We start from the raw sequence: 22,499 nt of genomic DNA on the forward strand, positions 1-22,499 counted from the left end.
TGTTATGCCTAAAAAACTAGTAAATTAACATTCTAATGTTAAAAAGGAGGAACTCTATATGGCATATATTGAAAAACGTGGATCAGACTCTTTCCGATTAGTTGTGGATGCCGGAATAAATTCAAATGGAAAACGTATTCGACGCACAAAAACAATCAAATGTAAAAACAAAACAGAAGCCAAAAAGGAACTAGCGAAGTTTGTTACTGAAATCGAAGTAGGCGAATATATTGCTCCTGAAAAAATGGCTTTCTCATCATTTGTAGAAGAATGGAAGGAGAAATACGCAAAAAAACATCTGTCTCCAAAGACTTATGAAACTTACCTGGTTTACTTAAATAAACGTATTTTGCCCGAATTCGGACACTTAAAATTAGAAAATATTAAAAGTATTCATATACTAAATTTCCTTACATCCTTACAAAAAGAGGGGACTAGAGCAGATGGCAAGGAAGGTACTCTTTCTGATGCAACCGTTCAATATCATCATAGAATTTTACGTAATATTTTTAAACGTGCAGAAGAATGGAAAATTATAAAGGAAAGCCCTGCAGCAAATGTAAAGAAACCAAAGGTGGTACAGAAAAAAACCAATGTATATTCTGAACAAGAAACAAGGCTATTAATGGAAGCATTAAGATCATCTGAGATTAAATGGAGAACTATAGTTTCTTTAGCTATTACTACTGGTATGAGACGTGGGGAATTACTCGGTTTAGAGTGGAAACATATCGACCTAGAAAAAGGGAAAATACATGTTTACCAATCACTTACCTATACCAAAGCAGATGGTCATATATTGAAGGAAACAAAGACCAAAAATTCAATAAGAATAATTTCATTAACTTTTGGAGTGATTGAATTACTAAAAAAATACAAAACATATAAAAATCAGGAAAGACTTTCTACAGGAGATCAATGGCAAGGCGGAGAACACTTCTTGCTTTTCTCACAGTGGAATGGTAAACCGATGCACCCCTCTAGTGTTACATCATGGTGGAGCAAATTTTTAGTAAAACATGAATTACCCAAAATAACATTTCACCAATTGCGCCACACTTCTGCGACGTTATTAATTAACCAAGGCGTTCACATGAAAACTATTAGTGCACGCTTAGGCCATTCAAAAATAGGCACAACTATGGATTTGTATGGTCATGCCTTAGAAAGCGCTGATGAGGCAGCAGCGCAAAAGTTAGAACAATTATTTTTAAATGAATCTATGGACATCAAAAAAGAACTTTCATAAATATCTAAGTTAATTTTTTAGTATTTGCCACCAATTTGCCACCAACTCATCTGTTATACTTCAAACTATAGATCCTGTTATATCAAAAAACCCTTGACAACAAAGGGTTATCAAGGGCCTGTTATAATGATTCCTACTGGGTTCGAACCAGCGACCTCTACCCTGTCAAGGTAGCGCTCTCCCAGCTGAGCTAAGGAATCGTAAAGGTTTACGACCATTTATTTAGCTAATACTAAACGTTTGGTTACAGCTTATAGATGTTATAAATCATTATTGCTAATTCGCCCCTTGTTAAATTATCCTTCGTTCCAAATCGAGTAGCTGTTTTACACTGTACGATTTCATTAGCAACTAGTTTTTCAACGACTCCTCTGTATCGATCCGACACATCGGTAAACCCGAACTCCGTGTAGGCGAGCTGCCAGAGCAGGAAATTGCTCAGGCGTTTTTTCCCGCTGGTGCGAATAAGCAGGTCAGGGGCTTGTCATACCGGCTGTATACAGGTATCCTGAAAACTGCTGTTCAGCCACTTCATCCAGTGACAATTTCGCATCGTTTATATCCGTGAACATTTTTTTCATGGCATTCAGAATCTCGTGTCTACTTCCATTTTACACATCACGTTTTTTAAAACTATAAATGGAAAAAAGCACGGCAATTACCCCATATAGCACCGCATACCAAACCATCACATTACTAGGGTTAGAGACACTAGTGAACATCCCACCTTGTGCAATTGACAATGGATTATCCGTCGTATCAAATAATAAAATTGTCATTTTACGATACATTGAATCAACTGGAAAAACAAGACTCGTGATAATCCCGATAGTTACTAGACTCGTTTTCTCAACTAACGCTCCAAATTGTTCAATAAAACCCCCAATAAAGGCCGCACCATACAAGACAATTGAAACAATTCCTGCATTTAAAGTTGTCATTCGTGTACTTAATAATAATCCAAACGCTATCAAAACAAACGGCTGAATCGCAAACACACTTACGGCTTTAATCATCTGTATTGGTTTGATGTCCAACGCCATCCATTCTTTTCCAATCCCTTGATGAAGAAGAATGATACTAAAAAACAGGCCGACTGCATAGGTAATCATTAGAAGAGCTAGTCCTACAAACTTTCCCAACACAAATTGGGATCTAGAAATCGGGCGCATCAACCATGTATCAATTTGATGACTTGACACTTCACCTGAAATCGCACTAACACTAGACAATATCGCAAGCAAAGCTGTAATAAAAGACGAAAAATAAAGGCCGACTCCTAAAAGTTGTGAAGCGATAAACTGCTGCATTAAGATGGCTTCTGTTCCTTGAACACCATTAGGCCCAACTTCTGGTATGTCCTTTCCACCAAAATAAATAGCCGTTCCATAAAGCGCCAGAAAAACGAGCGTCATAATGATCGTAATTAAAAAGATCCGCTTCGATATAATTTCCTTAAAGGTTAATTTACTGATTATCCACATAAGCGTTCTCCTTTTTCTGGTTCACCCAATGTAAAAAAACATCCTCTAAATGAGGGATGATCGGTTTAACTTCATAGATAGGAACCTGATTTGAAGATAAATAATGAATGATTCTTGGTATATCGAATTCGTTCTCAAGCTGGATAACCCACCTTGTACGTGTTTCTTCCTCTTTTACTTTTTGATAATGTGTCACAAATGAAGGCAACGGCACACCTATAGGCTGATCTGTTACAACTTCAACTCGTGCTTCAGTCATCATTAATTCTCGCCAGGGTCCTTGTACAATCATTTCTCCTTGATGAACAATCGACACATGATCACACACAGACTCTACTTCATATAACAAATGACTATTTAAAAAAACTGTTTTTCCTTGATCTCGAAGATATAGCATGAGATCTCGTACATCTTTGCGTCCAATTGGATCAAGTGCAGAAGTGGGCTCATCAAGAAAAACTACCTTCGGATCATTTAAAATCGCACAAGCAAGACCAATTCGTTGGGACATTCCCTTTGAAAATCCACTGATCCGTCCATTTTCTCTTCCAGTCATTCCTACCAACTCTACTACTTCTTCAATTCGTTTTTTCCGTTGCCGAACTGGTATTTTACATAGTTCAGCATGACTTTCTAACAATTGCTTTCCCGTCAACCAATCTGGGTAACGAAATAACTCTGGTAAATACCCTACTTGTTCCCGTGACTTTGTCGTTCCAATCGGTTCTCCGAGAATATAACCCTCTCCACTTGTCGGTTGCAATAATCCAAGAAGTGTACGTACGAATGTGCTTTTTCCAGAACCATTAGGACCTAAAAAACCATACACAATTCCCTCACCTACGGATAACGTCACATCTGAAATGCCACCTTTTCCATTGTATGTTTTCGTTAAAGAATTCGTCTGAATAACGTTCATCATCTTCCCCCATATTTATTATGAAAAGTTCAGAGCACAATTAGATCGCTCTGAACTTTTCATTTTAATTAATTTGTGTACTTAAATGAACCAATTCATCTGCACCCATTTTACCTTTAGTAAAGATCATATGAATATCGCCATTTTCCTGCCAAACAATTGATGAATCCTGATCGCTTTCTGATACAAATCCTTGAGCTTCGCCTACACGGACTTCACTCATCCTGGATCCTTCTGTTTCTACATGGGGAATTGGCAATGTCGTTTCAAAATTATCAATGCCTGCAAGCTGCGTCTTCACGTTTTCAGGTAAAAATGGAAGAGAAAGCAGCGTAGCTCTTAACTGCCCGACAGACACTCCTTCTGGAACTTTAATTTCCGGAGATCTTGTGCGCATATATGAGATGTGTTGATCTTTCAGCTTGTAGTCTGTTTTAATGGCTTCAAATGTTGATACAGAAAATGGCTTTTCATCTAATAATGCCTCAAATTGATGTTCAGAACCTAATTGGGTTAATAATTGATTCGTTTTTTCTACATTTAGGGTAAAGGTTATGGTTGATGCTGGAGTCACTCTTACTCCCTCAACGTCAAATTCTCCTAATTCAGGTACTGGATAGCCAGCTTCTTCCGCTGATTCATATGTTTCAAAGTACTTTGGCTCTCCTGTTGTCTCTGATATTTCCAACTTTCCAATTCCCTTTAGGTCTAAAGCTCCTTCTTTATTTTCACTAACCCAATTCTCGATATTCTTTATATCGTTTTGCGTCACCTTCACCATCTCAAATTGATTAACACGGAATAATGATAAAAATTGATACGCTTCTACTCGAACTTGAGGGATCGCAAATGAGCTAAAAATAGCTGCTGCTGCAACTCCAGAAATAAGTAAACGTTTTGTGTTTGTTTTCAACGTACTCCATCCCTTTCTGGTTTTTAAATCTTTTTCTTCTGTTATTTTCTGATTTCCAGCATGTTGAAGATTTTTTTCAAATTTCGCCCATGCCTGATCGGTGTCAATAGTTACATCTTTTACCTCTAACGTTTTCTCACAAAAAGAGTGGAGGCTTTGCAATTCATCGATATTTTCACGACACGTTTGACAACTTTCTAAGTGCCTCATGATTTGTTTTTTCTCATCACGGCTGACTTCTCCATCTAAATAAGCCTGCAGCAAACCCATATCATGACAAGTCATTTATCCTCTCTCCTTTCCTCCATATAATGTTTTTTAAAGCATTTTTTCGCTCGGGCTAATAAAGTCCCAATGGATGTTTTTTTCGTACCTTTACTGTTCGCAATTTCCTCGTAGCTGTATCCGGAAAATTTCATGATCAGAATATCACGGTCTCTTTCAGATAATTTCATTAATGTTTTCTGAACTTCATTGATATCTTCAAGCTTCATGTACCTATCTTCAACTGATCCAACTGAATCACTTTCATAAATTTCTAGTTTATCTTTTCGAGCATGATGGCGTTTTTCAGTTCGAATATGGTTATAGGCTGTATTAACAGCAACCTTTGTTAACCAGCCTAGTATATTGTCAATCGTTTTTCGATCAGTATGATATAACTTTACAAATACATCTTGCGCAATATCTTCTGCAATGGATTGTTCTTTAACAATTATCATAACTTTTCGAACAACATAAAAATAATGTTGTTTAAATAAATCCTGAAACGTTTCATTTTTTGACGGATTGTTGATGTTTTCCGACAAATTCGCCTTCACCTCCATCGTCAGTTCCTCCCTTCCAAGAGCTCTCACTATAATGACACCAGATTAATTATTTTTGTGACAGTTTTCGGTTTCTAGTTTTTCCTTAAAAGACACTCGTCCCTTAATTACTCTCTAATTTATGAAGTTGGAATAGATTTAAAAAATGCATTTTATTAGTGGATAAAAAAGTATCTTTTCTTAGCTCCCGTTAGCTATCTCTGCAGCTTTTTCATGGTGTGGAAGAAATTGTTGTCTACTATGCTTGAGTTTCTTCGTCACTTTTGTATTCTAAAATATCTCCAGGCTGACATTCTAAAGCTTTACAAATTGCCTCTAAGGTTGAAAGCCTAATTGCTTTTGCCTTTCCATTTTTCAAGATAGAAAGGTTCGCCATTGTGATTCCAACCCTCTCCGAAAGTTCTGTTACGCTCATTTTCCTTTTAGCCAGCATCACATCAATATTGATTATAATCGCCATTGTTTTTACCTCAGACCGTTAAATCATTTTCTGATTTTATATTAATCGCTTCTTGTAAAAGCCTTTGGAGAACAGCAGCAAAGACTACAATCACCATCGGGGCAAAAACAAGCATCATCCCGATTATTATGACACCCGGGGCGTCGTCTAGCTCCGCAAAGATATAGAAAAGTGGCAAGCCGACTACATACAAACCGCTGATTGTGATTGCACATTTTTTTATTTTCATTAAAGCTCTTACAGACAATTCCGAGAACGCTTTGTTCTTGTCGATATATCTTAAAAGTTTAAATGCCTGATACAACGCAACGTAAAATGGAATCGCCGCTACATACATAATTGTTAAAATGCCAAGCATCACATAATCCCACCCTGAAATGCCTTCTGCTACATTCTTAGCTATCATAGGTACCATAAATATGCATAAAGCAAGAACTGGAGCTCCGATAACAAAAACAGCTAACTTTAAAAACAATGTTGAACCTCGTTTCATAAAAAGCACCTCTCTTATTTATTTTTGATTTGATATTAACACCTTATTTATCGTTTTACAATATATATTTATCATTTTTCGTATTTTTTTTATTGTTGTATACTTCGAATTTTAGACAAAGATAAAAAGCATTCCTTATTACAAAGAAATGCTTTAACTTTAAACTATTCGATTTATAACTTGTTCACCTTCCTATTGCGTTAGTTTAAGTGCAGCCGTTCACCATTTATACAGATATTTTCTTTAAATCTTCTTCTAAATGAGGATTTTTGCTGACATCTCTGTCTATATACCTGATTCCTTTTGAAGACAGATATTTTTTTGCGTCCTGACAATCTGAACATGTTGGTCTTGTATATAATTCAAGTTCTAGTGCATCATCCATTTATATATCATCCTTTTTAACAAGTTATCGATTTACCGTTATTACTTGATAGCTGATGGTTTAAATCGTTTTAAACGTAAAGCGTTTAGTAATACAGTAACAGAACTCAAGCTCATTGCTGCTCCAGCGATCATCGGGTTTAATAGAGGTCCTCCAAGGATGTAGAAGATCCCCATTGCAAATGGAATGCCAATTACATTATAAGCAAATGCCCAGAACAAATTTTCCTTGATATTTCGAATCGTGGATGTACTTAATTCAATAGCAGTTGGAACATCCATCAGATCGCTTCTCATTAACACGATATCTGCTGATTCTATGGCAACATCAGTACCTGAACCAATGGCAATCCCTACATCTGCTTGTGCGAGGGCTGGTGCATCATTGATTCCATCTCCAACCATTGCCACTTTCTTACCTTCATCTTGGAGTTTTTTCACTTCATTTGCTTTATCTTCTGGTAATACTTCACTTAGTACCCTGTCAATTCCGACTTGTTTGGCAATGGCTTCAGCCGTACCTTTATTATCGCCAGTAATCATTACCACTTCTATTCCCATTTTATGAAGTTTTTCAATGGCTTTTAAGCTGTTTTCTTTGACTGTATCTGCAACCGCAATAATACCCGCCATTTGATTGTTAATAGCAATGTACATAGGCGTTTTTCCTTGACTAGCTAGCTCATCTGATGTGTTTGCCAATATATCTAAGGATATATTGCGTACATCCATTAATTTTCTGTTTCCGGCCAATAATTTCTTGCCATTAATCGTTACTTCAATTCCATGTCCAGGAATAGCATTAAAGTTTTCTGCCTTCATAAAGTCTAGTCCTTTTTCTTCTGCTCCCCTGACAATGGCTTCACCTAATGGATGTTCAGAACCTTTTTCAGCAGAGGCTGTTAATATTAATAATTCTTCTTCTGAGATCCCATTTACTGTGACAATGTCCGTAACTTTTGGTTTACCTTCTGTAATGGTGCCTGTTTTATCAAATACAATTGTTTGTACTTTATGGGTTGTTTCAAGTGCTACACCGCTCTTAATTAATACGCCATGTTCTGCACCCTTGCCAGTACCAACCATAATCGCAGTTGGGGTCGCTAAACCAAGAGCACATGGGCATGCAATAACTAAAACGGAAATGGTAATCGTTAAGGCAAAGAGTCCTGTTTGTCCTCCAAAATACCATGCCAAACCAGAAAGAATAGCGATCACAATCACAATTGGCACAAAATATCCGGAAATAATATCAGCTAGTTTAGCAATCGGTGCTTTAGAGCCTTGTGCATCTTCTACCAATTTAATGATTTGCGATAAGGCAGTGTCTTTTCCCACTTTAGTTGCTTGATATTGAATTGTGCCATTCTTATTAATACTTGCACCTATGACGTTGTCTCCCGCATTTTTTTCTACTGGAATGCTTTCACCTGTTAACATAGATTCATCAACGGATGTCATGCCTTCAGTTACAACACCATCAACCGGTATCTTTTCACCTGGTTTTACGATCACAGTATCACCTACAACAACCTCATCTATAGAAATTTCAATTTCTTTCCCATTTCTTACGACTATAGCTGTCTTTGGAGCTAGTCTCATTAATTTTTCAATGGCTTCAGATGTTTTTCCTTTTGAACGAACTTCAAGGTATTTACCTAGTGTAATCAAAGTGAGAATAACCGCCGCCGACTCATAATACAAATTTCCTGCGTAACTTGAATAACCAAACCAAATTGCAATGGTTGCTCCCAAGCTATATAAGAATGCAGCACTGGTTCCCAAGGCAACTAAGGAGTCCATGTTTGGATGACCTCTAAATAAAGTTTTAAATCCTACTGTGTAAAATTTCCAGCCAAGAATAATAACTGGTATCGTTAAAATGAGTTGTGATAATGAAAACCATTCAGGGTTTACCATTGGATCCATTATTTCTGGCAGCGGTAAACCTATCATGTGTCCCATCGAGATATAGAGCAACGGAATAGTGAATATCGCAGAAACCCAAAATCGTTTCCACATGAATTTAATGTTCTTTTGTTTTTTATCTACTGAATCATTGATAGTACCTGATGTTTCCATATCTTCATGTGCTTCATACCCCGCAGTTGAAACTGCTTGTGTAATATCTGACACAGAAACGACAGTCGGATCATACTGGATTATCATTTTTTCTGTTGCTAGATTTACATTGGATTCAATAACACCGTCTAATTTCCGTGTTGCTTTTTCAACGGTTTGTACACAGGATGCACAAGTCATACCCGTTATAGAAAATGTTTTCTTCTCGATATCTGTTAAAGCCTTATATCCAGCTTGATCGACAGCAGCTTGAATATCTTGTACGGATACTTCGTCCTCGTCAAAAGTGATATTCAATTTTTCAGTAGCCAAGTTTACATTAGATTCTTGTACACCTGGCAATTTCTTGGTTGCTTTTTCAACTGTCTGCACACAAGATGCACAAGTCATACCTTCTATATTAAATATTTTTGTTACCATTAGTTTACAACTCCTTCCCTATTTAACCGGTTCAGCTTCATAACCAACTTCCTTCACCGCTGCAATTAAGTTATCGAATGTTTGAACGGTTTCATCATATTTAACTTTTGCAATCTCTTTTTTCAAATTAACTTTTGCTTTTACTACACCTTGCTGATCTTGTAAAGCTGTTTCAATTTTATTTACACAATGAGCACAGCTCATACCTATAATTTTTAATGTTGTTCTTTTCATTTTAATAGCCCCTTTTTAATATCATTCCATATGGTGATTTTTCTCGGAATTGCAGTGTTCAGGTGCACATTTATGGTTACTACATTTACACTGTCCTGCAACACAGTTACAAGTAACTTCTTCAACGGCATCTTTTTTCTTCATTTCGAGAACTTTTTCCATCATCTCTATATCTTTAAAACTCAATGATACTTTTGAAATTAAGTCTGCAATTGTATTACCGATGTCCCTGCTGCAAATATTATTGAAAAAATCATCTAAGGTACTCTTTATAAATTCACCTTCACTTACATTTGCGGAATAAAGATACCTCTTTCCCTCGGTTTCTGTATCCAGCATTCCTTTTTTGACAAGTCGTCCAATAAAGGTTTTTGTAGTTGCAGATTTCCAACCTTTCTTTTGTTGCAAAACTTCTATAATTTCTTTACTGGTAACTTTATCTTGTGCCCAAACGACACGCATTACTTCCCATTCGGAGTCAGTAATTTTACAATCTATTTCAGTGTTCATTATCTCACCTCTTAAATGTTTACAAATGTAAACGATTTGTATAACTAAAGTTTACATTTGTAAACGATGTTTGTCAAATAAATTATTTCATTATTTTTTCAAACCATTATATTTAAGTCTTAATAACAAGAATAATTTATATCCACAGATCTATTTTTTATCATTAACTTAGTCCTTAAATAATTTCAGAAACCTTAAAATATGAAGTAAAAAAAAATTGTATAAAAAAACGCTTGGTTTTGAACTGCGTCCCAAGCGTCTGTACCATATGTTTTTGTATCTAAATTAAAAAAGTAAAAATCCTGGATAGAATTTACTTTTTTCTCTTTTTTGAATATTCTTGTCACTTCACCTACATTAATTATTTGCACTAGAACCACATTTTTCGTTGTCACGATTCATACATTAACCGGGGTTCTTTCCATTTCAGAAGACAAAATCCGTTCAGCCAAGAGCATGGGCGCATCTGACTTTCAAGTACTGCCCTATGTTATCATTCTAGCTTCTGTTCCGTCCATTTTTACAGGCGCGAAACTTGCCATGAGCTCTTCTTTTATGGTGATTGTTGGGGCTGAAATGGTTGCCGCAAATGAAGGGGTATTTTGTGGTTTGGAACGCAAGGTTATATTTTCAACCAGACTGGATTTTTGTCGGGCTAGTTGTACTTAGATTAATGGGGTTTGTAATGGATCGACTATTTATGTGGTCCGGAAAAAAGTTCTTAAAGCGTTATACTGTTGTATCATAGTTTTAAAATGTGATGTACAGAAAAAAGCCGCGTGGAGAAAACTTACTTGCACGCGGCGTTTTGCGTTTAGCTTAGGAGGCAATTAACCATGTAATATCTTTTAAGGATGTAACATTTTAAAAAAATTAGTACTTAGAACGGTTCAAGAGGATTGGAAATACACTAACCTCCTAAGAATAAAATATATTTATTATATTGTGGCAGTCAAAGGATTACGTTGTTTAATCTCTTGTATTGATAGATACAAACTATAGTTCCCATAATCGAGAATTTTATTAAGAAAAAGATTCAATTTTTCCTGAGAATTAATTTTTATTTTTAAATGGTAACAGCCTTCTCCCGATACTCGGTGAGCTTCAACTACCTCATTTCGCTTATTTATAAAACGTATAAACGAATCATGGTTTGCCGTTTTCATATAAATAATGACAAATGCTGTATAAGAAAGTCCTAATTTCATTTCATCGACTATTAGAGAGTAGGCTTTAATGACACCACTTTCCTCAAGTTTTTTGATACGATTCCCTACTGCCTGTCCCGTCATATGAACTTGTTCTCCTAAGTCTTTCCATTGAACACGTGAATTTTCGGTTAGTAACCGAAGGATCTGAAAATCAATGTTATCAAGTTCCATAATAAATTCCTTTCACCATGAAATGATTTGATATAAAAGTGTTTCATCAAAGTATCGATAGAAATCAAGATATTGTTTATCATTATATTGTAATAAAATTTTAAAATGAGGTGGAAAAAATGAGCACTGCTTTAATTATTGTCGATATTCAAAACGACTATTTCCCAAATGGAAAGATGGAATTAAGCAACCCTGAAAAAGCAGCCGCTAATGCTGCTAAAATTCTTGAATGGTTTAGACAGAATAACAAAGATAATATTTTTCATGTCCAGCATATCGCAAGTGATCCAGGATTAGGCTTCTTTCTTCCAAATACGGAAGGAGTTAAACTAAATGAAGCTGTTCTACCATTAGAACACGAAAGTATTATCATAAAACATTTCCCTAACAGCTTTTTAAAGACTGAATTAGAAAGCAAATTAAAAGAAAAAGGAGTAACCAAACTAGTGATTTTAGGTATGATGACGCATATGTGTATTGATGCAACAGTTAGAGCTGCAGTCGATCTAGGCTTTGAAACTACACTTATTGAAGATGCATGTGCAACAAGGGACTTATCTTATCAAGATAAGGTCGTTCCAGCAGAACAGGTTCATTATGCGTTTGTCAGCGCACTTAAAAGTATGTATGCTAATGTAATTTCGACCGAGGATTTCCTGCAACAATGAGCTAACAAAATCTTAAAGACAATTAAATATCCTAGCGAATTTCGTAAGGGGTCTAGCTTGCAGACAAAGATTTCAATTTGAAAATAGTGTCTGTAAGCTTTTTCTTATTATTAGTCAACAGATTATACTTATTTCCATCGATAATTAAAAGGCTGTTTTCCCGAATGAATGAGAATATGATTTGAATCCTAATTTTGGGCATTGTAAATAATCTAGCACACATCTATTTTTTATACTAGGTTTGTATGAATATAAGAAGATCTAGGTAAAAGTTGTGGGAATGAATGGACAGCAAACAGCTTGTAATGCCTGTCTTAAATCTGACATATTAGGTGAAATATCTTTGTTTCCTGTTTCAAGACAAGGGATTATCTTAAACTTGCCGTATGAGCAAATAAAATGATGACCTTTTAAAAAAGAATGGGCTAATAAGATATGAAAACCTAAAAATAATTTTGTTAGGAAGGGTAATTTATGATAAACGAAAAAGAAGATACAAGCAGATCAAAACAGCAGCCTGTTTGGCTGCAAGGTTATATTGATTCACCAGAAAAACAAAAACAGCTCTATAAAAAAACATTACGAATTGTGATCCTTTCACAAATTTTTGGAGGGGCAGGACTTGCAGCCGGTATAACGGTAGGCGCACTTCTCGCACAAGATATGCTAGAGACGGAAAGTGCAGCAGGGATTCCAGTTGCCTTACTTACTTTAGGATCTGCAGGGGCTGCCCTGCTTGTAGGCCGGCTTTCACAGCGTTTTGGACGCGGAACAGGGCTTGCAGCCGGTTTTTTTGCTGGCGGACTAGGTGCGATCGGTGTTATTATCGCCGCCTTAATCAACAGCATCGTGCTTTTATTCGCTTCTCTACTTATTTATGGAGCTGGTACCGCCGCAAATCTGCAAGCACGATACGCGGGTACTGACCTGGCGACAGCTAAACAGCGGGCCACTGCTGTAAGCATGGCCATGGTCTCTACTACCTTTGGTGCGGTAGCGGGTCCTAACTTGGTCGATGTAATGGGAGAATTTGCGGATTCTATTGGTATTCCAACTTTGGCTGGTCCCTTTATCCTAGCGGCCGCTGCTTTTATCCTTGCCGGACTGGTTCTCTTACTGTTTCTTCGCCCAGACCCTTTGGTTGTGTCTACAGCCATAGCAAACGCCCAGGAGAAAGACAGAACAGTACAGGAAGGAGAAAGTGAGGAAAGTGCTCCAATAAACAAAAGAGGAATTGTTGTAGGTGCTACGATTATGGTTTTAACTCAATTTGTCATGGCGGCTATTATGACCATGACACCGGTTCATATGGGAGACCATGGCCATGGTTTGAGAGAAGTGGGATTGGTCATAGGTTTTCACATAGGCGCCATGTACTTTCCTTCGCCTTTAACAGGTTTGCTGGTAGATAAAGTCGGTCGTCCTGCTATGGCTGTTGCTTCGGGTGCCACGCTTCTGGCCTCTGGTATACTGGCGGCTTTTGCACCGGCAGACTCAATGGTGCTGCTTATCTGCGCACTAGTCTTGCTTGGTGTTGGCTGGAACTTTGGCTTAATAAGCGGAACGGCTCTCATTGTAGACGCAGCACATCCATCTATCCGCGCAAAAACACAGGGATCGGTTGATGTCTTGCTTGCATTATCAGGTGCCTCCGGAGGTGCGCTATCAGGAATGGTAGTTGCTCATTCTAGTTATGCAGCACTATCACTTTCTGGAGCTGTTTTGTCACTGTTGCTTATTCCTGTAATTGTTTGGTCTCGTAAGACTCAAAGCAAAGAGCTGATATAAAGTTTTTCTTATTCACATTCTTCTGGTTAGTTAGGCTGATATCAATGCAGATTTTACCTAGCAAGGTTCTATTCGATTCTAATGAATGAAAAAAGGCAGCTTTCATCAAGTAATTGAACACTGCCTTTTTTCATATTTCTGTATAACAATTATAAATGATTTTCTTGTTAAACTACTATGCTCCGTTAGTTTAAGAAGAAAATTAACACTATTCTTTAATGAGTCTTTCTTTTAGGTCAATTATCGAAAGAGCCTTTTTACTCAACAGTTTGGGTCAACTTCCGTCTAAGCTAGGATTAGTGTTACTTGCCTGTATGAACGAACTGTTCATTAAACTGATTACATCCTCACTCTTCAAATCGTTGCTACATATGCTAAAAAACAAATAGGGATCTTCTCCCTCCTATTTAGACTCCATACACCTTTTTTTCGAGCAACTATTCTGGTCCGGAGAATAGCTGCTTTGTTCGATATATGGATGCATAAATTTACCCGTCATGGTTAAACTATCGTTGTACGAGAGTTTCTTCTTGAATACAACAGTTTTACTCCTTTCAGCCGGGGGCTTGACTCCCCTCGGCTTTTTTATGCTGTAATATGAACAAACTCTTAACTAATTGGAGGAAAGAAAAGTGAAAAAACCAAACTTGCAAAAATATTTCCAAGACAATCAAGCATACGGAATTGTCGATCACGAAATAAGAGCAACAGATAATGGTGAGAATGTTTTATTTTATATTCATCCAAAGGGATTTAATGGCGTAACATTAGATTTTTCTGTTACCGGAAATGAATTAACACAACTGCATATCAGTCCGGAAGATGATTTGCGGAAGTATTTGTATGATGCAATGGAAGGCAAATCAATGGAACAACTTCGAGAGGTAGCGAAAACATTAGGCGTTTAATCAACAGTATGGGTCAACTATTTAGATATCATTTATTTCTAAAGTCAAATGTATCATAAGGAACATTAAGGGTATGACTGTTAATGACTACTGTGTTGTTGTCTGTCCATTCAATATCCGCAGTTTCCTCACGATAATTCCAATATATATTTTTTGTCTTATTATTTCGATTGTTAAATACTAATTCGCCTCGTATAGCATATGAAGTCGTGGCTCCTCCATTGGTGAGGTATGCTTTTAAAGTGTAGGTTCCATCTGGAGATGTTTCCTCTGTAAGATAATCTCCTGTTGGCAATCTATTTATATCAAAAAAAGCCCAATATACCCCATATCCAAGGAGACCAACAAAAAAGAGGCTACCTATAAGAGATATTTTTATTATCTTTTTCCGACTTTTCTTTTTATTTTCTATCAAGTTAGTAGTCAGAGTATGCCCTCCTTATTAAATACATTATAGATAAGGTAAAATATCTTGTTAATGTAAAGCCAGACAGCAAAGAAGCGCTCCGAGTTGTAGCTTGCATTGCGTCTCCCCACTTGCATGACTCACAAATCATTTACCGAAAAGGGATGTTTTTAACCTGGTATCTTTTCCCTCAAAAAGGCAAGAATGGCTGCACTTACAATCTCCGGCTGACACAAATTCGTTGGGTCAAACGAATCACAGACCACGAGAAGCTCCCCGTTGATCAAATTCTCCACAATCTCCTTTGATTTATCGACAACCGCTGGCAGCTTGTCTCCTGCAATCACCAGGACTGGCATTTTCAATTCAGTCAATTTATGCGTGAAGTCCCTTCCGAACACCTCTAGTAACTGAACCGTCATTTCTTTGGCCCGGCAGGTTTGAAAAATGGAGACCATTTGCTCCTGGGCAAGATGCCATCGTTTATACGGCGATAAATAGTTCAGCATCTTTACCCAACTCTTCGGTGCCCACCCTACAGTTACGACGACCCCAGCTAACAGCATGAGGCGAAATTCAGCCGCATCTCTCGGGAACACATTCGCATAGGTATCAATCAGTACCATTTTCTTTACTTTTTCAGGATGACGAATAGCAAAAGCTTGAGCAACAATACCGCCATACGACAATCCAACGAAAATGGCTTGCCCTATCTTTAACTGCTGCATCAAGAAGCGGATGGATTTCAGATGAGCGTCCAAATAAGAACGCTCCATGACCGATTTAGACCGGCCACTCCCCAATAAATCGACCGTGAGTATTTGAAAGTGAGGCGACAACGCCTCTACTTGCGGTGCAAACATCTGATGTGTTCCGCCAATTCCATGCAAAAAAATAAGGGTATCGCCGCTTCCTTGGATTTCATAATATAACCCATCGAGTGTGGAGCACGTTTTCATCTTCACCCTCCCCTTCTAAGACATCCGCGAGCAACGGATTCCGCCTTATTAGGTTGCACCTTTTTTGCCGGATTTATGTTTAATCAATAGTATCGGTCTAATGCTTCCTAAGCTAAGGTTAATACTACTTACCTGTATGAACGTACTGTTGATTAAAGATATCTATCAGTTTTCAGAAAGTCCTACTAAAGAAACGCTATTAATTGTCTTTTAAAGCAAAAGCTTTATTAAACGGCAATATTGATTTTTCAGCAAAAAAAGAACTCCGCGAGGTCCTTTTGATTATTCCTCGTTAAGCCAACGCCCATTAGTTTAACAAGGATTATTTATTCACCAGGCATATAGCCAATTACTTTATTGGTATCGGGATCAATGAGTATCGGCGGTGTACCAACTACCACATTTTCTTTATCTTCAAATAAAACGAATAACACTTCTTTTCCCTGATAAGTGTTATCAAGCAATTCATAGTTATTATCAGCAATTTTTTTCGTGATGTTCGCACTTTGCCAATTTTCTTTAGCAGTATCATCCCAACCTTTTTCTTTCACGAAATTCCAAGCAGATTTCCTTGCATCGTCATAACTATCTTTATTTGTAACATTCACATCATCTTGATTATTTGAACAGCCAGCTACTAAAAGTATAGTAAATAATGCTAAATAAACAATTCTCATATTCATCTCCCTATACCCCTCCCTTAATATCTTTAATTTCCTTAATTCCTTGTTCAACTAGCCTGCCTCATTAGTAAACGCTGTTTTTTTAAAACTTTGTTGTTTTTGAAAAGAAGAGCTTAGCCAAAAATTCTTAGTTGGTTTGACAGCTCTTTTCCTTTAAGTCCAAGTTGGTCTTGTAAATGACTCGGAAGTATAAAAGTCATATTTTAATAAAGAACGACTAATAAACCAAAATTAAAGTCTCAAAGCGATTACAGCTCTGAGACTTGGCAGCGTAATTTTTAATTTGCAATAGTAGAGTATTGAAAAAAATCAGTATTTACGGTTGCTAAATCATTAGGTGCCATTGCAACAGTCGAATGATCCTGTCCGGTAAGTGTAAGGAATGTATCTTGAGATAATTGATCGACTAACGATTAGCGGCATCAAGGAAGAATATTTTGCTGTTTTCACCCGCCATAACACATGTTGGAAGACGGAAATCCCAACGGTCGATAGGAAGAGATTGACCTGATTGGGTATTTCCTATAATCATACCATCATATATGAATGTATACGCCATTCCTTCCATCACCTTCCATGAAGGATCTGCTTTCCTATATTCAACAAATTCGCTTGGCACACCAACTGCCTGGGTCATAAGAATTCATCTGCGTTGCTTCGCTGGTTTGTTTCTACAAACTGGATCAATTGCTTTACATAGTCAGACGGTACCGGTGTACGCCCTTCATTAATAATGAATGGTGGTTCGTACAAAAAGAGCTTTAAAACTCTATTCACTAATTGATTGGCTGCTTCGAGAGCCAAAACTGCCCCGGAAGAACTACCGAATAGATAGGCACTGCCTCCTGCCTCTTGAACTGAGGATTCACCATACTCATCGCTTTGTCAGTACTTCCGTAAGAGGACTGCCATTATGCTGGAGCCAAAAATTTATCTTTATAATAGTTAAGCTGATTGTTCTTCCAACAAAGCATCCAAGCGTTCGTATTGGGACGATACGCCTTGGACCACACCCATTTCTACTACTTGCTGGAGCGCTTCCTCGGAAGCGAATTCAGTACGGGTAATAACCATTGTCTTCCCTTCCTGCTCAACGAAATTCATTGTAATCAATAATTCTGGCATACCTTGAATCGCATTTCCTTGATCATCAACAAATAAATCTGTATAGACAATCTTCTCAGGTTCGACGATTTCATGATAGATTCCTTTTCCACAAGACTTCTGACCATAAAAGTCCCCCTGCCCTTCATCTAAACAGGTCATGCAGTAATGCCAAACGCCATCGGGCTTAAATTCAAATTGAAGATTCTCGGTCTTCCATCCTTGTGGTCCCCACCATTTTTCTAATCGCTCTGATTCTGAGAAAGCTTTAAAGACAAGTTCACGTGTTGCATTAAATGTACGTTCCACTACCAGAACTTTCCCCTCTGTATACGAAGTCAAGCTGTTTGATTGAGTTGTCATATTAATTACCTCCTAAGTTTATTATTGGATCATCCATCAAAGCTAATTGTTCTGCAAGCCGCTCAAATGTCTGGCATTGATTTCCTCCATCAAACGTCTTTTTTATTGCTCATTTCAGCTTTCATCTCTTCCAAATACGCATCCAAACGATCGAACCTTTCTTCCCAAAGATGACGATAAGAATCCAGCCATGCATCTAAAATTTCAAATGGCTGCGGCTTCAGTCTATAGATGCGCCGGTTGGCATCTACTTCAACTTCAACGATTCCTGCCTCGCTTAGTACACGAAGGTGTTTCGATGCTTGAGGCTGTCGTATAGCTAACCGATCGGCAATTTCTCCTACAGTAAGCGGTCCTTCTTTCAGTAATTCCACCATTTTTAAGCGATTGGGTTCGGCAAGAGCGCTCAATGTTGTTATATCCATAGTTGGAACCCACCCTTATTCATAAATCTTCAACGTTCATAATGCATATAATCTTCTGTATGATTAAAATATACACACAAAGGAATATTCTCGTCAAGGAATATTGGGAAGGCGTTTTGACACCGAGCTGAACCTTGTTTGTTTAAATTAGCTTTTGACGATATGTAAGTTCCACTATCTTTTCCAAGAGTTACTGTGTACAAATAAATCTTGTCATTAACTAACTCAAACCTAAATGTCTCCTAATAAGTAGTTTTTCATTCTGAATTAGCAGCTTGCATACTTCCAAAAATCATAGTGTTTATTGGAGGTGTAAAATCCATAACAAATCCTTCACCTTGCCAACTTTCTTTTATAAAATCAAGTGCGGACAATTCCTTTGATAATTTCAGCAAATATTTGCTCATCAAAATGCTAAAAGCAGTGCGATTTTCAGTTGTGAAAAATACACTGCTTTTATATTTGCTTTTTCCTATGCGGGTACTTCAAAAGAGAACGGCTTAACAAAATGGCAGGGTTCTCCATTTTATTTCACTTTTACTAAAGGAAGCTTATCAGTTGAAAGAGTACGACCTCTTCTTTGCTTTATAAAAAAAACACCTGCAATGATTACTGTTCCCACCCAAGTTAGCAATAATAGCCCCGCCAGAATTGGCAGTGTCGTTAGTTCAAAAACGGTGCGTCCTAATGCCGTTTGGATACCTATCATCCCGATCATAAGCATCCAGGCGATACTGCTGGAATGGATTAGCAGCTTTTTATAGCGCTCATTCAAGTGAATTTTTTCTAAAAGCCAGGCTGGAACGATCAGTGTTTGAAGTGCATGGAATCCTATGCCATGAAGGACAATGAGATTTCCAGCATCCCCTGTAAACCGGCTTTGAAGCAAAATCATCCAGATTCCCACAAAATTGGCTGCTAAAATGGAGAGAAAGGCATAGCGGACTCCAATAATGAGCAATGGCCGATTAAAAGGCGCTCTCATCCGCAAGAAATGGATTGTGAGCAATATCGTTAAAGTTACAAGCACTAACGAAACAACACCAAAAAACATGCCTCCGATTGTATCAATGAGCGAACCTTCTTGAGAAAATCGCGGGTTCAAGCCTCGGAAGTTTTGAATGGTTTCAATGGCAAATGAATATATAGTCGCGATAATAAAAAACCAGCGTACCGCTTTCCTTGTACCTGCTTTAAATCTTGTAAGTGGTAAAATGGCAGCTATTGAAAGCAGAAACATTCCAATCGCAGCATTAAAGGAAAATGCATCTTTTACATTTCCTTCTGTTCCAATAATAGGTCCTTGGAAAAAGATGTATACGGCAATGCCTGCAGCAAGGATAAATCCCATAAGACCTGTAATGACCAGACTTTTTTCACCTTGAAAAAGCTTAGTAGATTTTTCAACATTTTGATATGTTTTCATTAGTAATCCCTCCCTTTTTATTTATTTATCAATTAATAAATTGATACTTAAAAAAAGGATAGTATCCTTTTTCTAACAATCATCACCAATTCCCTTTGTTAATTGCGGCAAATCCAATACTTCTGCAACCGTAATTAATAATCCTGTTCCAATAAAATGAGCTGCTGTACTTTTGGCATCAGGTATCCCTGCTCTTTCAAATTTCAGTGCTAAGGAATCAAAGATCGTTTTAAACAAATTTCGTACATGTTCTCGAATGCCCTCATCTGAAATTGCATGTGCCTGCATCACCATCAGTACCTCATCACGATGTGTTTGGATGATTTGCTCAAATGCATGACCCATTGTTTCGATTAATTGATCGGCTGGAGCATTAGTTTTTGCAAATGTGTCATAAATCCTTTCGAACGCACGATCAATGACTGCCTTGAATAATTCCTCCTTGTTTGCAAAGAAATGAAACACATAGGGCTGTGTCACTCCAGCTTCCTTTGCAATCATTGCAGTCGTTGCTTTATAATACCCCCTTTCCGCGAAAACACTTACTGCTTTTTCGATAATGATTTCTTGTTTATCTTCTCGGACTGCCAATACATTTACCATCCTTTTAGAAATTTATTTATTGATCAATAAATAAAAGATATCTAAGATTAGTTCCTTTGTCAATAATTCCTTAAAATATTTTAGACCGGCCTATCTAATTTATTGTACTCGCTATCCCAATAATGTTCGTTACCATTAATAATGGGAAATTTCTTAATATCCGTTATGCTAACATCTTGGTTTACACACATAATAACTCCAAATATTAATAAAATATCATATTTTTTTATAAATGATAATAACTCGTCTAAATAAAAAGGATTTAGGTTTTCCGAATTTTCAATACATAACCTCATTGTTTATCTCCCCTTTTAACGATGCCATTTACTTCTATATTATTTTTTATTTCTCTCCCTAAGGAGAACCGGTTAAGATGTTTGGTCCTTTGCTTTATTCCTTCTTCAACTAAAGCACCCGTTAGCACAATAAGGGAAATACTGTTACTTTAGACCTTTTAAATCACCATAATGGTCAACAAATTTCTTTAATTGTTGTAAGGTGGTTGCTAAAAAACTTTGGTCACTTTCAATTTCAAATTGTAGCTCGTTACCTTGATGTGTTTGTTCCTTAAAATAACCTTGTATGATGATTTGACCTAACCTGTTAAATTTAATATCTATCTTAAGATTAGCTTCGGAATTCCAAAAGGTAGCCTCTCCTTTTAATTCACGATAACACCTTTCTAATTGCTCATAAAACTCATATACCTCACCAGTTGTCGAAAAAGTCTTTTACTCAATAATTTCGGTCCACTGTTGAATAAGATAAGTGCCTGTGTGGACATAGTGTTTATTAACTAAGCATTGGTTTTGTTTATCTTTCTTTTAGACAAATTATCCGCATTCCTTTGGTATAGTGTAAAAAAAGTGGGGGTTGATAGGGTGTTTTTCTTGGGACTGTTCCAGCAGCTGCCCTTAAAAATTTTAACGGTGGCACTGCTGATTATACTTACGGTTTATTTGATCCGCAAATCCATCAAGCTCTTCTTTGACAAAACGAGCTTCTTGGATGAAAAGCGGGAAGAGACATTGATGCATTTCGCCAACCAAGTGACAAAAGTATTGGGACTGGTGATCTTCTTTATTTATGTGCTTAGCCATTTCTTTAACCTGACAAAATTTATCACTGGTTCGGTCGTGGTAGCAGGTGCCTTGGCATTGATCCTCCAGCATATCATCCGCGATTACATTATGGGGCTGACCTACTTGTTTGAGCGCCAGATCCATCACGGGGATTATGTCATCATCAATGGAAACCGTCAGGGGAAAATTGAGGAAATCAGCATGCGCCACCTGAAGATCCGCCAATATGACGGATACCTCTATACGGTCTCCTATAGCAACATCACGGAACTTCAGAACGGGAACCGGGGAAGGCACCGGGTGAGCGAAAGCCTTGTCCTCAACTATAGGCAAAATCCGGACGATGCCTTTAAAGTGATGGAGGAAGTGGCACAAACATGCAACGAGAAATACTGGGAATACCTGTTGAAGGATGAGCACGGCGTTCCCGTGGAGAATTTCAAATTCAACCAAATCACCGAACTGAACGTGGATTTCAGAGGTCACAGGTATGCATTATCAGGTCTTGTGAAGGAAGCGGATTTCGTGGAAGCGGGCAAAAAGGTGAGGTATGAACTGGCGATGGCTGTCTACAAGTACGACTTGAAGGCGGGAGAGAGCCTCAACACAAGCCATTAAAATCATAAAAGGCAAGAGTTCACATCTCTTGCTTTTTAGTTTTATGTAAACTAGTTTTGTATAAGGTATTCATTAGAGACTTTGAGTACAGTTAATGGGATTATAGGAA

The 22,499-nt window shown here is 37.4% G+C and carries 25 protein-coding genes, 1 tRNA gene and 5 pseudogenes; 7 read left to right on the forward strand and 24 right to left on the reverse strand.

Features of this window, described 5'->3' with window-relative positions; translation table 11 throughout:
* The first annotated feature begins 58 nt into the window (after positions 1-58).
* Positions 59-1,249, forward strand: a complete 1,191-nt coding sequence (locus ACZYRN_RS11955) for a tyrosine-type recombinase/integrase (RefSeq protein ID WP_488911839.1) — start codon at positions 59-61, stop codon at positions 1,247-1,249.
* 127 nt (positions 1,250-1,376) lie between these two features.
* Here ACZYRN_RS11955 and ACZYRN_RS11960 read toward each other — a convergent pair.
* The 13 genes and pseudogenes from ACZYRN_RS11960 to ACZYRN_RS12020 all read right to left on the reverse strand — a co-directional run bounded on the left by ACZYRN_RS11960 (position 1,377) and on the right by ACZYRN_RS12020 (position 9,975).
* Positions 1,377-1,449 (reverse strand) — tRNA-Val (locus ACZYRN_RS11960).
* Positions 1,450-1,493: 44 nt separating this feature from the next.
* Positions 1,494-1,637 (reverse strand): S-layer homology domain-containing protein, encoded by a 144-nt coding sequence (locus tag ACZYRN_RS11965; protein WP_488912037.1) that lies wholly within the window; start codon positions 1,635-1,637, stop codon positions 1,494-1,496.
* Positions 1,635-1,764: pseudogene (locus ACZYRN_RS11970) on the reverse strand (undecaprenyl diphosphate synthase family protein); the annotation flags it as partial. The pseudogene ACZYRN_RS11970 and the gene ACZYRN_RS11965, both read right to left, overlap by 3 nt.
* Positions 1,765-1,860: 96 nt before the next feature.
* Positions 1,861-2,733, reverse strand: a complete 873-nt coding sequence (locus ACZYRN_RS11975) for an ABC transporter permease subunit (RefSeq protein WP_488911840.1) — start codon at positions 2,731-2,733, stop codon at positions 1,861-1,863.
* Positions 2,717-3,652 carry an ABC transporter ATP-binding protein gene (locus ACZYRN_RS11980; RefSeq protein ID WP_488911841.1) on the reverse strand — a complete coding sequence of 312 codons (936 nt, stop codon included), beginning with the start codon at positions 3,650-3,652 and terminating at the stop codon, positions 2,717-2,719. The genes ACZYRN_RS11975 and ACZYRN_RS11980 overlap by 17 nt, the downstream gene beginning before the upstream one ends.
* A gap of 64 nt (positions 3,653-3,716) precedes the next feature.
* On the reverse strand, positions 3,717-4,850 hold the full coding sequence (locus ACZYRN_RS11985) for an anti-sigma factor family protein (RefSeq protein WP_488911842.1): 1,134 nt from the start codon (positions 4,848-4,850) through the stop codon (positions 3,717-3,719).
* Entirely contained in the window at positions 4,847-5,392 is a 546-nt protein-coding gene (locus ACZYRN_RS11990) for an RNA polymerase sigma factor SigX (RefSeq protein WP_488911843.1), read from the reverse strand. Before ACZYRN_RS11990 ends, ACZYRN_RS11985 begins: the two co-directional genes overlap by 4 nt.
* 238 nt (positions 5,393-5,630) lie before the next feature.
* Positions 5,631-5,852, reverse strand: a complete 222-nt coding sequence (locus tag ACZYRN_RS11995; RefSeq protein WP_488911844.1) for a helix-turn-helix domain-containing protein — start codon at positions 5,850-5,852, stop codon at positions 5,631-5,633.
* 10 nt (positions 5,853-5,862) lie between these two features.
* A complete protein-coding gene (locus tag ACZYRN_RS12000; RefSeq protein WP_488911845.1) occupies positions 5,863-6,345 on the reverse strand; it encodes a DUF2975 domain-containing protein in 483 nt (160 codons plus the stop codon).
* A gap of 232 nt (positions 6,346-6,577) precedes the next feature.
* Positions 6,578-6,730, reverse strand: a pseudogene (locus ACZYRN_RS12005) (glutaredoxin family protein); the annotation flags it as partial.
* Positions 6,731-6,771: 41 nt separating this feature from the next.
* A complete protein-coding gene (locus tag ACZYRN_RS12010) occupies positions 6,772-9,231 on the reverse strand; it encodes a heavy metal translocating P-type ATPase (protein ID WP_488911846.1) in 2,460 nt (819 codons plus the stop codon).
* Between the two features lie 18 nt (positions 9,232-9,249).
* Positions 9,250-9,465: a copper chaperone CopZ gene (copZ, locus tag ACZYRN_RS12015; protein ID WP_488911847.1), complete on the reverse strand. Its 216-nt coding sequence runs from the start codon at positions 9,463-9,465 to the stop codon at positions 9,250-9,252.
* A gap of 21 nt (positions 9,466-9,486) precedes the next feature.
* Positions 9,487-9,975, reverse strand: coding sequence for a CopY/TcrY family copper transport repressor (locus ACZYRN_RS12020; RefSeq protein ID WP_488911848.1), 489 nt, complete (start codon positions 9,973-9,975; stop codon positions 9,487-9,489).
* Between the two features lie 378 nt (positions 9,976-10,353).
* Between ACZYRN_RS12020 and ACZYRN_RS12025 the strand changes: the two are divergent.
* Positions 10,354-10,723: pseudogene (locus tag ACZYRN_RS12025) on the forward strand (ABC transporter permease); the annotation flags it as partial.
* Between the two features lie 190 nt (positions 10,724-10,913).
* Here the strand turns inward: ACZYRN_RS12025 and ACZYRN_RS12030 are convergent.
* Entirely contained in the window at positions 10,914-11,357 is a 444-nt protein-coding gene (locus tag ACZYRN_RS12030) for an Lrp/AsnC family transcriptional regulator (protein WP_488911849.1), read from the reverse strand.
* A 119-nt stretch (positions 11,358-11,476) separates the two neighbouring features.
* Here ACZYRN_RS12030 and ACZYRN_RS12035 point away from each other — a divergent pair, with 119 nt between their 5' ends.
* The 3 genes from ACZYRN_RS12035 (at position 11,477) to ACZYRN_RS12045 (ending at position 14,721) form a co-directional block, all read left to right on the forward strand.
* Positions 11,477-12,025 carry a cysteine hydrolase family protein gene (locus ACZYRN_RS12035; RefSeq protein ID WP_488911850.1) on the forward strand — a complete coding sequence of 183 codons (549 nt, stop codon included), beginning with the start codon at positions 11,477-11,479 and terminating at the stop codon, positions 12,023-12,025.
* A 474-nt stretch (positions 12,026-12,499) separates the two neighbouring features.
* A complete protein-coding gene (locus ACZYRN_RS12040) occupies positions 12,500-13,813 on the forward strand; it encodes an MFS transporter (protein WP_488911851.1) in 1,314 nt (437 codons plus the stop codon).
* A gap of 632 nt (positions 13,814-14,445) precedes the next feature.
* Positions 14,446-14,721, forward strand: coding sequence for a hypothetical protein (locus tag ACZYRN_RS12045; RefSeq protein ID WP_488911852.1), 276 nt, complete (start codon positions 14,446-14,448; stop codon positions 14,719-14,721).
* 28 nt (positions 14,722-14,749) lie between these two features.
* Here ACZYRN_RS12045 and ACZYRN_RS12050 read toward each other — a convergent pair whose 3' ends face one another.
* Positions 14,750-15,136 (reverse strand): DUF5412 domain-containing protein, encoded by a 387-nt coding sequence (locus ACZYRN_RS12050; protein ID WP_488911853.1) that lies wholly within the window; start codon positions 15,134-15,136, stop codon positions 14,750-14,752.
* 35 nt (positions 15,137-15,171) lie between these two features.
* On the opposite strand from ACZYRN_RS12050, the pseudogene ACZYRN_RS12055 reads away from it, so the two are divergent.
* A pseudogene (locus ACZYRN_RS12055) lies at positions 15,172-15,267 on the forward strand (hypothetical protein); the annotation flags it as partial.
* Positions 15,268-15,297: 30 nt separating this feature from the next.
* Here ACZYRN_RS12055 and ACZYRN_RS12060 read toward each other — a convergent pair.
* From ACZYRN_RS12060 to ACZYRN_RS12100, 9 genes and pseudogenes are all read right to left on the reverse strand, one after another.
* On the reverse strand, positions 15,298-16,086 hold the full coding sequence (locus ACZYRN_RS12060) for an alpha/beta fold hydrolase (RefSeq protein ID WP_488911854.1): 789 nt from the start codon (positions 16,084-16,086) through the stop codon (positions 15,298-15,300).
* 326 nt (positions 16,087-16,412) lie between these two features.
* A complete protein-coding gene (locus ACZYRN_RS12065) occupies positions 16,413-16,769 on the reverse strand; it encodes a hypothetical protein (RefSeq protein ID WP_488911855.1) in 357 nt (118 codons plus the stop codon).
* A gap of 406 nt (positions 16,770-17,175) precedes the next feature.
* The gene (locus ACZYRN_RS12070) at positions 17,176-17,406 is read right to left on the reverse strand and encodes a hypothetical protein (protein WP_488911856.1); all 231 of its coding nucleotides are present in this window, start codon (positions 17,404-17,406) and stop codon (positions 17,176-17,178) included.
* Positions 17,403-17,573: a hypothetical protein gene (locus ACZYRN_RS12075; protein WP_488911857.1), complete on the reverse strand. Its 171-nt coding sequence runs from the start codon at positions 17,571-17,573 to the stop codon at positions 17,403-17,405. Before ACZYRN_RS12075 ends, ACZYRN_RS12070 begins: the two co-directional genes overlap by 4 nt.
* 141 nt (positions 17,574-17,714) lie before the next feature.
* Positions 17,715-18,236, reverse strand: a complete 522-nt coding sequence (locus ACZYRN_RS12080; protein ID WP_488911858.1) for an SRPBCC family protein — start codon at positions 18,234-18,236, stop codon at positions 17,715-17,717.
* A gap of 89 nt (positions 18,237-18,325) precedes the next feature.
* Positions 18,326-18,661 (reverse strand): ArsR/SmtB family transcription factor, encoded by a 336-nt coding sequence (locus ACZYRN_RS12085; protein ID WP_488911859.1) that lies wholly within the window; start codon positions 18,659-18,661, stop codon positions 18,326-18,328.
* A gap of 526 nt (positions 18,662-19,187) precedes the next feature.
* A complete protein-coding gene (locus ACZYRN_RS12090; protein ID WP_488911860.1) occupies positions 19,188-20,087 on the reverse strand; it encodes a hypothetical protein in 900 nt (299 codons plus the stop codon).
* 72 nt (positions 20,088-20,159) lie between these two features.
* Positions 20,160-20,678: a TetR/AcrR family transcriptional regulator gene (locus ACZYRN_RS12095; protein ID WP_488911861.1), complete on the reverse strand. Its 519-nt coding sequence runs from the start codon at positions 20,676-20,678 to the stop codon at positions 20,160-20,162.
* 452 nt (positions 20,679-21,130) lie between these two features.
* A pseudogene (locus ACZYRN_RS12100) lies at positions 21,131-21,403 on the reverse strand (WapI family immunity protein); the annotation flags it as partial.
* A gap of 168 nt (positions 21,404-21,571) precedes the next feature.
* Here ACZYRN_RS12100 and ACZYRN_RS12105 point away from each other — a divergent pair.
* Entirely contained in the window at positions 21,572-22,390 is an 819-nt protein-coding gene (locus tag ACZYRN_RS12105; RefSeq protein ID WP_488911862.1) for a mechanosensitive ion channel family protein, read from the forward strand.
* Positions 22,391-22,499: the final 109 nt, after the last annotated feature.

It is taken from the genome of Domibacillus sp. F004, from assembly GCF_057814295.1.

Excerpts from the sequence above, each read along its gene's own strand:
- ACZYRN_RS11955 (WP_488911839.1), top strand. The coding sequence starts at position 59 with ATGGCATATATTGAAAAACGTGGATCAGACTCTTTCCGATTAGTTGTG.
- ACZYRN_RS11975 (WP_488911840.1), bottom strand. The coding sequence starts at position 2,733 with ATGTGGATAATCAGTAAATTAACCTTTAAGGAAATTATATCGAAGCGG.
- ACZYRN_RS11980 (WP_488911841.1), bottom strand. The coding sequence starts at position 3,652 with ATGAACGTTATTCAGACGAATTCTTTAACGAAAACATACAATGGAAAA.
- ACZYRN_RS11985 (WP_488911842.1), bottom strand. The coding sequence starts at position 4,850 with ATGACTTGTCATGATATGGGTTTGCTGCAGGCTTATTTAGATGGAGAA.
- ACZYRN_RS11990 (WP_488911843.1), bottom strand. The coding sequence starts at position 5,392 with ATGGAGGTGAAGGCGAATTTGTCGGAAAACATCAACAATCCGTCAAAA.
- ACZYRN_RS11995 (WP_488911844.1), bottom strand. The coding sequence starts at position 5,852 with ATGGCGATTATAATCAATATTGATGTGATGCTGGCTAAAAGGAAAATG.
- ACZYRN_RS12000 (WP_488911845.1), bottom strand. The coding sequence starts at position 6,345 with ATGAAACGAGGTTCAACATTGTTTTTAAAGTTAGCTGTTTTTGTTATC.
- ACZYRN_RS12010 (WP_488911846.1), bottom strand. The coding sequence starts at position 9,231 with ATGGTAACAAAAATATTTAATATAGAAGGTATGACTTGTGCATCTTGT.
- copZ (WP_488911847.1), bottom strand. The coding sequence starts at position 9,465 with ATGAAAAGAACAACATTAAAAATTATAGGTATGAGCTGTGCTCATTGT.
- ACZYRN_RS12020 (WP_488911848.1), bottom strand. The coding sequence starts at position 9,975 with ATGAACACTGAAATAGATTGTAAAATTACTGACTCCGAATGGGAAGTA.
- ACZYRN_RS12030 (WP_488911849.1), bottom strand. The coding sequence starts at position 11,357 with ATGGAACTTGATAACATTGATTTTCAGATCCTTCGGTTACTAACCGAA.
- ACZYRN_RS12035 (WP_488911850.1), top strand. The coding sequence starts at position 11,477 with ATGAGCACTGCTTTAATTATTGTCGATATTCAAAACGACTATTTCCCA.
- ACZYRN_RS12040 (WP_488911851.1), top strand. The coding sequence starts at position 12,500 with ATGATAAACGAAAAAGAAGATACAAGCAGATCAAAACAGCAGCCTGTT.
- ACZYRN_RS12060 (WP_488911854.1), bottom strand. The coding sequence starts at position 16,086 with ATGAAAACGTGCTCCACACTCGATGGGTTATATTATGAAATCCAAGGA.
- ACZYRN_RS12065 (WP_488911855.1), bottom strand. The coding sequence starts at position 16,769 with ATGAATATGAGAATTGTTTATTTAGCATTATTTACTATACTTTTAGTA.
- ACZYRN_RS12070 (WP_488911856.1), bottom strand. The coding sequence starts at position 17,406 with ATGACCCAGGCAGTTGGTGTGCCAAGCGAATTTGTTGAATATAGGAAA.
- ACZYRN_RS12080 (WP_488911858.1), bottom strand. The coding sequence starts at position 18,236 with ATGACAACTCAATCAAACAGCTTGACTTCGTATACAGAGGGGAAAGTT.
- ACZYRN_RS12085 (WP_488911859.1), bottom strand. The coding sequence starts at position 18,661 with ATGGATATAACAACATTGAGCGCTCTTGCCGAACCCAATCGCTTAAAA.
- ACZYRN_RS12090 (WP_488911860.1), bottom strand. The coding sequence starts at position 20,087 with ATGAAAACATATCAAAATGTTGAAAAATCTACTAAGCTTTTTCAAGGT.